Below are 12200 nucleotides of genomic sequence, written 5' to 3'. Positions count from 1 at the left end.
TCGGAATACCCGCGGAGAGGGTGAAAAGGGCCGGGAGTGACCGAGTTGAGATCTGGACACGGCTTTTCCGGACGTCCGCGCGGTCCCTCGGGTTACGGTGATCGGCATGGAAGACGAGATGCGCACGCACCGGCGGGGAGCCGCGACGCTGCGGGGCCGGGCGCTGCCGACGGAGACGCACGACCAGAGGTTGCTCGACGAGCGGGGGTCCGCGGAGTGGCTGCACAAGGATCCGTGGCGGGTCATGCGGATCCAGGCGGAGTTCGTGGAGGGGTTCGGGCTGCTGGCGGAGCTCGGACGGGCCGCCTGCGTGTTCGGCTCGGCCCGGATCAAGCCCGGGACGCCCTACTACGAGCTGGGCGTGGAGGTCGGACGCAAGCTCGCGCAGGCCGGTTACGCCGTCATCACCGGCGGCGGCCCCGGCATCATGGAGGCCGGCAACAAGGGCGCCGACCCCGAGGGCCTGTCCATCGGCCTCGGCATCGAGCTCCCCTTCGAGCAGTCCATGAACCCCTACCTCGACATGGGCATGGAGTTCCGCTACTTCTTCGTCCGCAAGACGATGTTCGTCAAGTACTCGCAGGCCTTCGTGGTGCTGCCGGGGGGCTTCGGAACTCTTGACGAGCTCTTCGAGGCGGTCACGCTCGTCCAGACCACGAAGATCACCAAGTTCCCGATCGTCCTGATGGGCGTCTCGTTCTGGCAGCCCCTCATCGACTGGATCAAGGGCACCCTCCTCGCCGAGGGCCTGATCTCCGCCCAGGACCCCGACCTCCTCTTCCTCACCGACGACCCGGACGAGGCGATCGCCCACATCCGCGAGGCCCACGAGACCGCCGCCCGCGAGCAGCTCGAACACGACGTCCAGCAGTCCGCCGCCGAGGCCGCCGGCACCTGATCCGCTCCGATCTTCCGGGCAGGCGGCTGAATCGCCCCGGTTCGCCTGGAGGCTTTGATCAGGCCGTTCCGGCAGTGGAACACCCGGGCGCCTTGGCGGCGAGCGTGTCGAGCCGGTGCGGGCACCGGGCCTCACGCGCCGGTGATCCTCGCGGGGAGGCCGAAGGACAGGAACACCTCCGGGTCCTGGAAGGTCGTGTTACGGGCGAGGCCCCGCTCGGTGACGGTGAGGACCTGAAGGGAGTGCAGGTCGTAGGCGCCGTCCGCGGCACGGGTGTAGGCGGCCAGCGCGGGCTGGCCGTTCGCGCGGGCCGGGACCAGGCGCCACGCCGTGCCCCGAAGCGTGAAGACACGGGCGATGAACCGGACGTACTGGTCACGGCCGGAGTACCAGTTGAGGAAGGGGGGCATCTCCAGGACGCAGTCGTCGGTGAGCAGCTTCGCCAGAGCCGTCAGGTCGGCGTTCTCGAAGGCGGCGACGTAGCGGTCGATCTGGGTGCGGCGTCCGGGGTCGGCGGGCTCGTCGATCTGGTCCTCGTCCAGCCCGGCCTCGCCGAGCCGGGCCCTGGCCCGCTGGAGGGCGCTGTTCACCGCGGCGGTCGTCATGTCCAGCGTCGTGGTCACGTCGGCGGCGGGCCAGCCGAGCACCTCGCGCAGGATGAGCACGGCGCGCTGCCGGGCAGGCAGGTGCTGCAGGGCCGCGACGAAAGCCAGCCGCAGCGAGCCACGCGAGGCCAGGACGTCCGCCGGGTCGCCGAGCATCGCGTCGGGGAAGGGCTGGAGCCACGGCACCTCCTCGCCCCGGACCAGGGGCTGGTCGGGGTCGTCGCCCGGCGGAGTGCCGAGCCCGGACGGCAGCGGGCGGCGGCTGCGCTGCTCGAGCGCGGTCAGGCAGGCGTTGGTGGCGATCCGGTAGAGCCAGGTGCGCAGGGTCGCGCGGCTCGGGTCGTACCGGCCGTAGGCCCGCCAGGCGCGCAGCAAGGTCTCCTGCAGCAGGTCCTCGGCGTCGTGCACCGAGCCGAGCATCCGGTAGCAGTGCGCCAGCAGCTCCCGCCGGAACGGACCGGTCCGGAGAGCGAAGTCCTCGCTGACCGATGTCGATGTCGTCACCCTGTCTCCTTCATACGTACCGTCGCGCCGCCCGTACATACCGGCGGGCGGCCCCGAATTCATCGCCGCGCAGGCGATGAGCCGCGAGGGGACGCCAGGTATGTACCGGTGAAGGCAGCACACCGACGAAGGGAAAGACCATGACCGACACCCGGGACCGCGAGGTCCTCGCCGTGCTCGACGGCCTCTACCAGGCCTGGACGGACAACGACGCCGAAGCCTTCGTGGCCGGCTACACCCAGGACGCGACCTCGATCCTGCCCGGCTCGTACTGTGTCGGCCCCGCCGCGACGCGCGACCGCATGGCGGCGGCCTTCGCCGGTCCGCTCAAGGGCAGCCGGGTCCGGGACGAGGTGCAGAGCGTCCGCCATCTCGGTGCCGACGCGGCGATCGTCGTCACCAGGAGCGCGGTCATGATGGCCGGGGAGGCCGAGGCCCCCGACGGCCGCTGGGTGATGGCCACCTGGACCCTCGCCCGCCGGGACGGGCGTTGGCTCCTGGCCGCCTACCATAACTGCCCCGCCTGACCGGCAGCCGAGAGGGCCGGACGCTCCTCGGGGGTGGCCGTTCTGACCTATCGGCGGCGCGGTGGCAGATGCTGCAGCGCGGCGACGAAGGCCGGCCGGATGCCCGCCCGTGCGGCGACGATCGCCGCGGGGTCGTCGGGTGGCGCGGCGGGCGGCCGGTCGGGGAAGGGCCGCAGCCAGGTCGCCTCGGGTCCTCCGCCGGTGCGTCGCCGGCGGAGGACGGTCCCTCGAAGGCGGCCCAGGAGCGCCAGGCTCGCAGATGGACCTCCTGGACCAGGTCCTCGGCGTCGTGCAGCGCTCCGAGCATCCGGTAGCAGCAGGCCGGCAGTTCGTCGCGGAAAGGCTCGGTCCGGCGGGTGAACTCCGCGCCGATCTCGTCCGTGGCCGTCATTTCTCAGCTCCCTGTTCGGACCGGGAATGTCCCTCGGTGTACCGGCGGCTCGACGGCCCGGAACTCATCGCCGGATGCCGATGAGTTTTCGGCCGGGCGGGGGTCTGTACCGATGTGGACTCACCCTCTGTCGGAGGAACGATGAACTCGGAGAGCAGAACCAGAGGAGGGGTGCCGGCCCTCACGTCGGTGGCGTCGCCGGTGCTGCTGATGACCGGGGCGGTGACACTGGCGGCGCTGATCGGCGGGCGCTCCTGATGCTGATGTTCGTGGCGGGCGTCGGGGTCAGCATGGTGATGCCCGCCGCGCAGACCTCGGTCATCAACGCGGTGCCGCCGCAGCAGATCGGCAGGGCGTCCGGCGTCTTCAGCACCTTGCGGCAGTTCGGCGGTGTGCTCGGGATCGCCGCGCTCGCCCCGCTGTTCACCGCCCTGGGCGGATACGGCTCACCACAGACGTTCGTCGACGGCTTCGGACCCGCACTCGGCCTCGGCGCCGGCTTGCCGGCTGCGGGCGCGCTCGCCGCGCTGTTCATCCCCGCACGGCGCGGGACCGACCCGCCGACCCCGGTAGCGGATCCCGACGGGCCAGGGGAGCGGGAACGGCTGAGCACCACCGGGTACCGATGAATCTCATTCCGATCACCAAGGAGTTCACGATGACCGACCTCGCGGCAGCCGCCGCCCACCTGCGTTCGATGCACGTGCCCGGAGATCCGCTGATGCTCGTCAACGCCTGGGACGTCGCCAGCGCGGAGCGTGCCGTGGCGGCCGGAGGCCGGGCCGTGGGCACCTCCAGCGTGGCGATGGCGGCCTCGCTCGGACTGCCGGATGATCCGTCCGCTCCCGTCCGTCCGCTGTTCGAAGCACTCGAACGGATCACGAACGCGGTCGACGTGCCCGTGACCGCTGATCTGCTCGACGGTTACGGCCTCGATCCGGCCGAACTCGTCGACCGTCTCCTCGCGGCCGGGGTCGTGGGGTGCAACATCGAGGACTCCGATCACTCGCGCCCCGGAAGCCTGCTCGATCCCGGAACCGTGGCCGCACGGCTCGCAGCGATTCGATCCGCCGGCGTGCGAGCAGGGGCCGACATCGTGATCAACGCCCGTATCGACGCCTATCTTCACGACGGCTCCGCCGCCACACCTGAGGTCATCGAGCGCGCACGCCGTTACCTCGACGCCGGAGCCGACTGCGTCTACCCGCTGCGCCTGGTGGACCCCCTGGTCGTCCGAGACCTCGTGGAGCGGCTGGAGGCGCCCGTCAACGCGAACATCGGCGGGCCGACGACCGTCGCCGGACTGGCCGCGGCCGGCGTCAGCCGCATCTCCATCGGGCCCCGGGGGTTCTCCACAGCTCTCGCCGCGTTCGACGATCTGGCCGCCACGTTGCTGCACGCGGGCGCGGAAGGCGGAGAGAGGTCGCTGAGAGCGCGGTGACCCGTGTACCGGTCAGACGAGGATCCGCCGGGGCGGTCGCGGTAGGGCACCGGCGGACGAGCGCAGCCGGCACCGGTGGGGGCCGGCCGGGAAGTCCGTGTTCGGCGGGGACGCGGTAGAGGGTCGAATCCGCTTACGATCCTCTGACGGCCGGGGGCGGCGGCCGCCGGGAGGCGTGGCAGCGGTCTACGGTCGCGGGATGAATCTTCTGGTGACGGGTGGTGCGGGGTTCGTCGGGACCGCGGTGGTGGCGGGGCTGTCCGGGTCCGGGCATCGGGTCAGGGTGCTGGACGCGTTGCTGCCCGCGGTGCATCCGCAGGGCGGACCGCAGACGCCCGATGGCGTCGAGTTCGTGCGGGGCGACGTCCGGGACGCAAACGTGGTCGAGTCGGTGCTCGACGGGGTGGACGTGGTCTGCCACCAGGCGGCGATGGTCGGTCTGGGCGTGGACCTGGACGACGCGCCGGACTATGTGGGCTGCAACGACCTCGGCACGGCGGTCCTGCTGTCGGCCATGGCCAGGAAAGGCGTTGACGCGCTGGTCCTGGCGGGGTCGATGGTGGTCTACGGCGAGGGCCGGTACCGGTGCGCCGACCACGGGGACGTCGCCCCGGGAGCCAGGCGTCGGGCCGATCTGGACGCGGGGGTGTTCGAGCCGCCCTGCCCGGTCTGCGGTCGGCGGCTGGAGCCGGGTCTGGTCGGTGAGGACGCCAGGCTCGATCCCCGGAACGTGTACGCGGCGAGCAAGGTCGCCCAGGAGCATCTGACGACGGCGTGGGCGAGGGCGTCCGGTGGCCGGGCGATCGTGCTGCGCTACCACAACGTGTACGGGCCGGGGATGCCGAAGGACACGCCGTATGCAGGGGTGGCATCGCTGTTCCGGTCGGCGCTGGCACGAGGGGAGGCACCGAGGGTCTTCGAGGACGGCGGTCAGCGGCGGGACTTCGTCCATGTGGACGACGTGGCCGGCGCCAACCTGGCGGCGGTCCTGGCCGTCGGTGGCCGAGCCGAGGGGTCGGTGGAGGCCTACAACGTGGGCAGCGGTGACGTCCACACCGTGGGGGAGATGGCCACTGCTCTGGCCGAGGCCTTCGGCGGGCCGCAGCCTGTGGTGACCGGTGAGTACCGGCTGGGCGACGTCAGGCACATCACGGCGGACTCCTCCCGGCTCCGGTCCGCGCTGGGCTGGCGTTCCGGGGTGTCCTTCGCCGACGGGATGAGGGCGTTCGCGAAGGAGCCGCTGCGCGGCGAGGTCTAGGGCCTGTTTCACAGAGCTAGGAGAGGGAGATCTCCACGAGGTCGTCGGCCAGGGCGGCGAGGCGGTCGAGGTCGGAGCGGAGCGGGTGGCCGTCGGCCAGGCCGTCCAGGGTCCGCCGCAGGCTGCTGAGGGGGACGCGCAGATCTGCGGAGACCCAGGCGATCAGTTCGCGGCGGGCCGTCTCGCGGGCCAGGGCCCGCCGTTTGGCGGCTGCGACCTGCCGGCTGAGCGTCCAGGCGGTCAGGAGGGACACGCCGGCTCCGGAGATGAGCACGATCATGACGACGAGCAGGTCGTGTCCCGACAGGTACATCGCGCTGGTGACCGTGAGCGTGCCCGCCGTCATGGCCGCCACGGTGACGGCCGAGAGCGCGAAAAGGGTCACCGCCTCCGACCGTCGGCCGAACAGCCGGATCAGCGCCCAGCCGAGGAGGCCGGTGACGCCCGTGCCGACGATCGCCAGCGACACCAGGTCCGTCAACTCGTCCTCCTTCACGATCGACGTTTCCCGAGGATAGGAAGGATGCGACGGTTTGGTTCGGGCCGACAGGCCGACGTAGGAACTCCGTAAGAAGTTCTGCGGACCCGCTTGGTGATCATCTCACTACCGTGAGAGGTATGAGCGTCGACGTGGTGCTGCCCTGTCTGGATGAGGCCGAGGCCCTGCCGTGGGTCCTGAGCCGGATCCCGGACGGCTGGCGGGCGATCGTGGTGGACAACGGCTCCAGCGACGGATCGGCCGAGCTGGCCGAGTCGCTCGGGGCACTGGTCGTGCGGGAACCGAGACGTGGCTTCGGAGCCGCCTGTCACGCGGGACTCACCGCCGCGACAGCCGAGATCGTCTGCTTCCTGGACTGCGACGGTTCCCTCGACCCGGTGCAGCTGCCCCGGGTGGTGGAGCCGGTCCTGGCCGGCCGGGCCGATCTCGTCCTGGCCCGGCGCAGGCCCACCACGCTCGGGGCGTGGCCGCTGCACGCCCGGCTGGCCAATCTGGAGTTGGCGCGAAGGCTCCGGTCGAAGACCGGTGTGCCGCTGCACGATCTGGGGCCGATGCGGGCGGCCCCGCGGGATCGGCTGCTGGCGCTCGGGCTCGGTGACCGGCGGTCGGGTTACCCGCTGGAGATGGTGCTGTCGGCGGCCGCCGCCGGTCTTCGGATCGCCGAGACCGAGGTGGACTACCGGCCGCGCACGGGCCGGTCCAAGGTCACCGGGACTCTGCGCGGGGTCAGGCAGGCCGTCGCCGACATGCGGGCCGTCCTGGCAGCGCCACCGGCGACCCTGCTCGTCATCGCCAAGGAACCCGTGCCCGGCAGGGTCAAGACCAGGCTGACCCCGGCCTGCTCGCCCGAGCAGGCCGCGGCCCTCGCCGAGGCCGCCCTGGCCGACACGCTGACGACTCTGAGCACCGTTCCGGCGAGTGGGCGGATCCTCGTCCTGGACGGGCGGCCCGGCCCCTGGCTGCCCGCCGGATGGGAAGTCGTCCCTCAGGTCGACGGCGGCCTGGACGAGCGGATCGCCGCTGCTTTCGGGCACGCGCCGCCTGGGGTTCCCGCGTTCCTCGTCGGCATGGACACTCCGCAGCTCACCGGGGAGCTGGTGGCGGCTCCGCTGTCGGCCTCGGTCCGGCCGGGGACGGACGCCTGGTTCGGCCCCGCCGAGGACGGCGGGTTCTGGGCCGTCGGCTTCGCTCGCCCAGAGCTCGGACGGCGGCTGCTGCCCGGAGTGCCGATGTCGACCGAGCACACCGGGCAGGTGCTCCTCGACCGGATGGAGCGAGCGGGCCTGCGCGTGCACCACCTGCCGGAACTCACCGACGTCGACACGGCCCCCGACGCGGCGCGGGTGGCGTCGCTGATCCCCGGCAGCCGGTTCGCCGCCTGCTGGAACGCCTCCCTCGGCGTCGCGCCGTGACCGAGGTCGCCGAGGCGGCGGCGTGGACGGGCAGCGACGACCCGTTCGGAGCCGCCATCAGGGCGGGCCGGGGTCCCCTGTGGTTGCGCGAAGAAGACGGCCGGCGGCATCCACTGGAGGTGGAGCGCTGGTGCGGTCCGGCGGACGCCGCCGATCGGAGAATGCTGCGGCGCTGCGCCGGCCCGGTACTGGACGTGGGCTGCGGTCCCGGACGTCTGGTCGCCGAGCTGCTGGACCGCGGTGTTCCCGCGCTCGGGGTGGACCTGGCGGAGGCGTCGGTGCGCCGCACCCGCGGACTGGGCGCGGCGGCGGTGTGCCGGTCGGTGTTCGCACCGCTGCCCGGCGAGGGCCGCTGGCGGACGGTTCTGCTGGCCGACGGCAACCTCGGTATCGGCGGTGACCCGGCCCGGCTGTTCGCCAGGGTCGCCCGGCTGCTGGCGCCCGGAGGTCTGCTGCTCGTCGAGGTCGAGCCCGCCGACCTGGACGAACGGATCATGGTCCGGGTGGAGGACGTGCAGGGACGTCAGGGCGTCCCGTTCGAGTGGGCGAGGCTCGGAGCGGCCGCCGCCGCCCGCCATGCGGGTCAGGCGGGATTCACCCTGCGAGAACGCTGGGACGAGCGGGGTCGCAGCTTCGTCGCGTTGCGCGCCGGGCACTGAGGATCCGGACGGCCCCGCCTGCCACGATCACGGCCAGCGCCAGACCATAGGCACGGGTCTGCGCATCCCCGCCCTTCAGGTACACCGCCGCCCCCGCCATCGGCACGCCGAGCCACTCCCAGCGGCCGTCCAGGGCGACGAGGCCCACGACGAGCAGCCCGTACCAGGGATAGGCGGGGGTGAGGGCCAGCAGTGCGGTGCCGAACACCAGCAGCGCGCCGCGCCAGGGCCTCTGCGGATCGCCGAAGCGCAGCACGGAAAGCACGGCGAGACCGATCACGACGACCGCGGCGACGGGGGCGAGGCTCTCCGGTACCAGGAGGCGTAGCAGGGCGAAGCGCTGCGGCGTGTCGGAATCGTAGCCCTCCTCCTTCAGATAGCCGGGCAGGTACCCGAGCACCCCGGTCCCCGAGGCGAGCACGTAGGGGACATACGACAGCGCGCACACGGCGACGGCCGTGACCGGCACGATCAGATCCCGGGCCTGCGGACGCCGCGCCAGCAGCCCGGACATCGCCCCCGGGACGGCCAGCGCGGGGATCAGCTTGGTGGCGATGGCCGCGCCGAGCAGAGCCCCGCCGCCCACCAGCCTGCCGCGGGCCGTCGCGGCGAGTCCCGCGACCACGAGGAGCACACCGAGGGTGTCGACATGCGCGTCGTTCACCGCCCACACCACGACCCCCGGGAACCAGCCCCACAGGGAGGCCTGCCATCGCCGCCCGGGAGGAAGGAGCCACAGGAGCAGCCCGCACAGCCCGAAGGCCAGCAGCGCGCCACCGGCCTGGGCCGCTCGCACGCCGTGCTTTCCGCCGAGGCCGTAGAGGGCGGCGAAGTAGCCTTCCGCGACGGGCGGGTAGATGGTCGGCACGGCGGGCCGGTTGACGTGGCTGCAGAAGCCGGCCTCCGCCCTGCGGACGTCCCAGCCCTTGCAGTCGGTGCCCACCGGGAACAGTTCCGGTGCCTTCGCGCGCAGCCCGGCCAGGGCCGGAGCGTCCGGCGGGTGGGCGTACGGAGAGATCCCGGCCGCTTGAACCCGTCCGTCCCACAGATAGCGGTAGGAGTCGTCGCTGGTGAGCGGTGGCTTCAGCAGGCCCGTGGCCAGCACGGCCACCGTCCCGGTGAGGACGAGTACGGGGACGAGCGCGGGCCGGACGAACCGCAGCGTCGACACCGCCACGGCGAACAGCGCCGCGTCGACGGGATACCACAGCAGCAGCCGGCCGTTCTGGTGCAGGTTCCCGCCCCGGGTGAAGGTGCAGACCAGCGCCCAGGTCAGGGCGGCCAGCGCGGCCAGGCACAGGCCGAGGACGACGCGGTGTCGGGTCGAGGTGCTCACGGGCCCAAGGTTGTCAGCGTCCTCGCCGAAAAGTTCACTCTCAAGGTCAGATGTTCGCGTTCCGTAAGCACGGCGATACGTCTCAGCCGCGCCGTCCGGTGGTCGGATGGCGAGCATGGACATCGAGAGGCTCCGACGGGGCCCGCTGCGGGAAGGCGCTTTTCCGTCCCGGTTGCACGAGCCGCGCACGGCCGTGGTCATCGGACGGTGGCTGGGCGCGGCGCTGGTGGTCTGCTTCGCCACCGGCCTGCTCAGCCACGTCATGCAGGAATGGGGCGGGCCGCTGCCGAGCCGTCCGGTGAACGGTTACCGGATCACCCAGGGACTGCACGTCATCAGCGGCATCGCGATGATCCCGCTGCTGGGAGCGAAGCTCTGGACCGTCTACCCGAAGCTCTTCGAGTGGCCGCCCGTCCAGGGTGTTCTGCACCTTCTGGAGCGGGCCGGCATCGCATTGCTCGTGGCCGCCGTGCTGCTGGAGGTGTTCACCGGACTGCTCAACACCGTCCAGTGGTACCCGTGGCCGTTCCCGTTCAGGCAGACGCACTACTGGACCGCCTGGCTCGCCCTCGGCGGACTCCTGCTCCATCTGAGCGCGAAGGCCCCGCTGATCGCCGAGCACCGGAGCCGTCGGGCCGCCGCTCCAGTGGCGGGACGGAGGGGCTTTCTCGCCGCCGTCACCGCCTCCGTCGGCCTGGTCACGTTGACGACCGCGGGGCAGACCGTGCCATGGCTGCGCCGGGCCGACCTGCTCGGCCCGCGCCGTCCCGACCTGGGGCCGCAGGGGCTGCCGGTCAACCGGACCGCCGCGCAGGCGGGCGTCGCCGCGGTCCCTGCGGACTGGCGGTTGTCGGTCGGCGGGCCCCGTCCGGTGGAGCTGACGCTGGCGGAGCTGGGGGCGATGCCACAGCACACCGCGGAACTGCCGATCGCCTGCGTCGAAGGATGGAGCGCTTCCGCCACCTGGACCGGGGTACGGCTGCGCGACCTCCTCGACCGGGTCGGAGCGCCACCGGACGCCACGGTCCGGATCACCTCGTTGCAGCGGGAGGGGCCCTACCGGGTGACCGAGATGGCCTCGACCTACGCGCGGGACGAGCTGACCCTGCTCGCGCTCCGGGTGAACGGCGAGATCCTCGCCCCCGACCACGGATATCCGGTGCGGATCATCGCGCCGAACCGTCCCGGGGTCCTGCAGACGAAGTGGGTCGCCAAGGTGGAGGCGCTGTGATGAGGACCTACCGGACGCTGATGGCGCTCGCCGGCGTGGCAGTGATCGGCTACGGCCTCTACGGGCTGCTGGACGACCCCTATATCGGGGATCCGCTGGACATCGCGATCTGGGCGGGCTCCGGAGTGGTGATCCACGACGGCCTGTGGCTGCCGCTGGTCTGCCTGGTAGGAGCCTTCGCGGTCCGCGGCCCCGTGCTGAGGGGCGGACTCATCATCGCGGCCTCGCTGACCGTGGTCGCCCTGCCCGCCGTCCTGCGTGAGGACGACGACCAGGGCAACCCGACCCTGCTCCCGCTGCACTACCAGCGCAACCTGCTGATCCTGCTCGCCTGCGTCGCACTGGGCACCGGAGCGGCCTGGACGTTCAGACGCCTTCGAGCCCGTCGAGCGCGTGCGAACAGACGCACTCCCGCACCGAAGGCAGGCGCTCCACGGCGTTGAACAGCACCGACCGCAGGCGGTCGACGTTCCGGCCGAAGGCCTCGAACACCTCCGCCTGCGTCACCCCCTCGCCACGGGCGACACCGGCGTCCAGATCGGTGACCAGACTGACCGGGGTGTAGCAGAGCGCCAGCTCACGGGCGAGAACAGCCTCCGGATGCCCGGTCATCCCCACCACCGACCAGCCGTTGGCGGCGAACCACTGCGACTCCGCCCGGGTCGAGAACCGCGGTCCCTCGATCACGACCAGGGCTCCGCCGTCCACCGGCTCCCACCCGCACTCACGCGCGGCCGACAGGGCGGCCTCCCGCCCCGCCGGGCAGTAGGGATCGGCCATCGACACGTGCGCGACCGGCGGAACCGACCCGTCGGGCAGCGGCTCTCCGTCGTAGAAGGTCTGCACCCGGCCGGACGTCCGGTCCACCATCTGGTCCGGCACCAGCAAGGTCCCCGGCCCGTACTCGGCGCGCAGCCCGCCCACCGCACCCGGCGCGAGGACCTGGGTCACTCCCAGCGACCGCAGCGCCCACAGATTGGCCCGGTAGTTGATCCGGTGCGGCGGCACCCGATGACCCCGGCCGTGCCGAGGAAGGAAGGCCACCTCCCGCCCGCCGGCCTCGCCCAGGACGACCGTGTCGCTCGGCGCCCCGTAGGGCGTCGCCACGACGACCTCCTCCTTCACCTCGTCCAGCAGCGAATAAAGCCCGGACCCCCCGATGACAGCGATCTCGACCATTCCGGCTCCTCCCGATCAAGCCTCGATTCCTCCCAGCGACACTAGGACCGGCACCCCGCCCGACCAGGCCACCGAACCTTACGAGTCCCGAACGTCGCGACGGGCAGCGTGACCTCGCGGGGCGTTGAGCTGAGACGAGCTCGAACGCGCCGGAGCGAGGTCCCGCTCCGGTTCACGGGCCGCGGGCTGGCGCTGGATGGTGTTGGGCGGATATCGTCCGTGCTGGTGCGCCGGGAAGTCTGGTCGGCAAGGTCCGATTC

General features: G+C 72.1%; 14 protein-coding genes. 9 read left to right on the top strand and 5 right to left on the bottom strand.

All coding sequences use genetic code 11. The features are described from left to right. The first annotated feature begins 106 nt into the window (after positions 1-106). On the top strand, positions 107-898 hold the full coding sequence (locus ABD785_RS31045; RefSeq protein ID WP_344835449.1) for an LOG family protein: 792 nt from the start codon (positions 107-109) through the stop codon (positions 896-898). A gap of 131 nt (positions 899-1029) precedes the next feature. On the opposite strand, the gene ABD785_RS31040 is transcribed toward ABD785_RS31045, so the two are convergent. Then, positions 1030-2007 carry a sigma-70 family RNA polymerase sigma factor gene (locus ABD785_RS31040; protein WP_344835447.1) on the bottom strand — a complete coding sequence of 326 codons (978 nt, stop codon included), beginning with the start codon at positions 2005-2007 and terminating at the stop codon, positions 1030-1032. A gap of 140 nt (positions 2008-2147) precedes the next feature. Between ABD785_RS31040 and ABD785_RS31035 the strand changes: the two genes are divergently transcribed. Next, the gene (locus ABD785_RS31035) at positions 2148-2534 is read left to right on the top strand and encodes an SgcJ/EcaC family oxidoreductase (protein WP_344835445.1); all 387 of its coding nucleotides are present in this window, start codon (positions 2148-2150) and stop codon (positions 2532-2534) included. Here ABD785_RS31035 and ABD785_RS31030 read toward each other — a convergent pair. After that, on the bottom strand, positions 2419-2841 hold the full coding sequence (locus ABD785_RS31030) for a sigma factor (protein WP_344835473.1): 423 nt from the start codon (positions 2839-2841) through the stop codon (positions 2419-2421). The genes ABD785_RS31035 and ABD785_RS31030 overlap by 116 nt on opposite strands. 341 nt (positions 2842-3182) lie before the next feature. Between ABD785_RS31030 and ABD785_RS31025 the strand changes: the two genes are divergently transcribed. The 3 genes from ABD785_RS31025 (at position 3183) to ABD785_RS31015 (ending at position 5624) form a co-directional block, all read left to right on the top strand. After that, positions 3183-3554: a hypothetical protein gene (locus ABD785_RS31025; protein WP_344835443.1), complete on the top strand. Its 372-nt coding sequence runs from the start codon at positions 3183-3185 to the stop codon at positions 3552-3554. 29 nt (positions 3555-3583) lie between these two features. Then, the gene (locus ABD785_RS31020; RefSeq protein ID WP_344835442.1) at positions 3584-4366 is read left to right on the top strand and encodes an isocitrate lyase/PEP mutase family protein; all 783 of its coding nucleotides are present in this window, start codon (positions 3584-3586) and stop codon (positions 4364-4366) included. Positions 4367-4565: 199 nt separating this feature from the next. Further along, positions 4566-5624 (top strand): NAD-dependent epimerase/dehydratase family protein, encoded by a 1059-nt coding sequence (locus ABD785_RS31015; protein ID WP_344835440.1) that lies wholly within the window; start codon positions 4566-4568, stop codon positions 5622-5624. Positions 5625-5640: 16 nt separating this feature from the next. Here the strand turns inward: ABD785_RS31015 and ABD785_RS31010 are convergent, their stop codons facing one another. Then, entirely contained in the window at positions 5641-6105 is a 465-nt protein-coding gene (locus tag ABD785_RS31010) for an ATP-binding protein (RefSeq protein WP_344835439.1), read from the bottom strand. Between the two features lie 137 nt (positions 6106-6242). Here ABD785_RS31010 and ABD785_RS31005 point away from each other — a divergent pair, with 137 nt between their 5' ends. Together ABD785_RS31005 and ABD785_RS31000 are read left to right on the top strand one after the other, a co-directional pair. After that, positions 6243-7535 (top strand): DUF2064 domain-containing protein, encoded by a 1293-nt coding sequence (locus tag ABD785_RS31005; protein ID WP_344835438.1) that lies wholly within the window; start codon positions 6243-6245, stop codon positions 7533-7535. After that, a complete protein-coding gene (locus ABD785_RS31000; RefSeq protein ID WP_344835436.1) occupies positions 7532-8194 on the top strand; it encodes a class I SAM-dependent DNA methyltransferase in 663 nt (220 codons plus the stop codon). Before ABD785_RS31005 ends, ABD785_RS31000 begins: the two co-directional genes overlap by 4 nt. On the opposite strand, the gene ABD785_RS30995 is transcribed toward ABD785_RS31000, so the two are convergent. Further along, positions 8130-9530: a glycosyltransferase 87 family protein gene (locus tag ABD785_RS30995; protein WP_344835434.1), complete on the bottom strand. Its 1401-nt coding sequence runs from the start codon at positions 9528-9530 to the stop codon at positions 8130-8132. The two genes, ABD785_RS31000 and ABD785_RS30995, sit on opposite strands and share 65 nt — an antisense overlap. Positions 9531-9645: 115 nt before the next feature. Between ABD785_RS30995 and ABD785_RS30990 the strand changes: the two genes are divergently transcribed. After that, entirely contained in the window at positions 9646-10761 is a 1116-nt protein-coding gene (locus ABD785_RS30990) for a molybdopterin-dependent oxidoreductase (RefSeq protein ID WP_344835432.1), read from the top strand. Continuing rightward, the gene (locus ABD785_RS30985) at positions 10761-11204 is read left to right on the top strand and encodes a hypothetical protein (RefSeq protein WP_344835431.1); all 444 of its coding nucleotides are present in this window, start codon (positions 10761-10763) and stop codon (positions 11202-11204) included. Before ABD785_RS30990 ends, ABD785_RS30985 begins: the two co-directional genes overlap by 1 nt. Here the strand turns inward: ABD785_RS30985 and ABD785_RS30980 are convergent. Continuing rightward, complete coding sequence (locus ABD785_RS30980; RefSeq protein ID WP_344835429.1) at positions 11128-11940, bottom strand: S-methyl-5'-thioadenosine phosphorylase; 813 nt, start codon at positions 11938-11940, stop codon at positions 11128-11130. The two genes, ABD785_RS30985 and ABD785_RS30980, sit on opposite strands and share 77 nt — an antisense overlap. Positions 11941-12200: the final 260 nt, after the last annotated feature.

It is taken from the genome of Actinocorallia longicatena, from assembly GCF_039534125.1.
Classification (GTDB): domain Bacteria; phylum Actinomycetota; class Actinomycetes; order Streptosporangiales; family Streptosporangiaceae; genus Actinocorallia; species Actinocorallia longicatena.
This window is presented reverse-complemented; position numbering and strand designations above follow the sequence as displayed.

Bases quoted from the DNA above. Each gene is read 5' to 3' on its own strand.
- ABD785_RS30985 (WP_344835431.1), top strand. From the start codon at position 10,761: ATGAGGACCTACCGGACGCTGATGGCGCTCGCCGGCGTGGCAGTGATC.
- ABD785_RS31025 (WP_344835443.1), top strand. From the start codon at position 3,183: ATGCTGATGTTCGTGGCGGGCGTCGGGGTCAGCATGGTGATGCCCGCC.
- ABD785_RS30990 (WP_344835432.1), top strand. From the start codon at position 9,646: ATGGACATCGAGAGGCTCCGACGGGGCCCGCTGCGGGAAGGCGCTTTT.
- ABD785_RS31015 (WP_344835440.1), top strand. From the start codon at position 4,566: ATGAATCTTCTGGTGACGGGTGGTGCGGGGTTCGTCGGGACCGCGGTG.
- ABD785_RS30980 (WP_344835429.1), bottom strand. From the start codon at position 11,940: ATGGTCGAGATCGCTGTCATCGGGGGGTCCGGGCTTTATTCGCTGCTG.
- ABD785_RS31020 (WP_344835442.1), top strand. From the start codon at position 3,584: ATGACCGACCTCGCGGCAGCCGCCGCCCACCTGCGTTCGATGCACGTG.
- ABD785_RS31030 (WP_344835473.1), bottom strand. From the start codon at position 2,841: ATGCTCGGAGCGCTGCACGACGCCGAGGACCTGGTCCAGGAGGTCCAT.
- ABD785_RS31045 (WP_344835449.1), top strand. From the start codon at position 107: ATGGAAGACGAGATGCGCACGCACCGGCGGGGAGCCGCGACGCTGCGG.
- ABD785_RS31035 (WP_344835445.1), top strand. From the start codon at position 2,148: ATGACCGACACCCGGGACCGCGAGGTCCTCGCCGTGCTCGACGGCCTC.
- ABD785_RS31005 (WP_344835438.1), top strand. From the start codon at position 6,243: ATGAGCGTCGACGTGGTGCTGCCCTGTCTGGATGAGGCCGAGGCCCTG.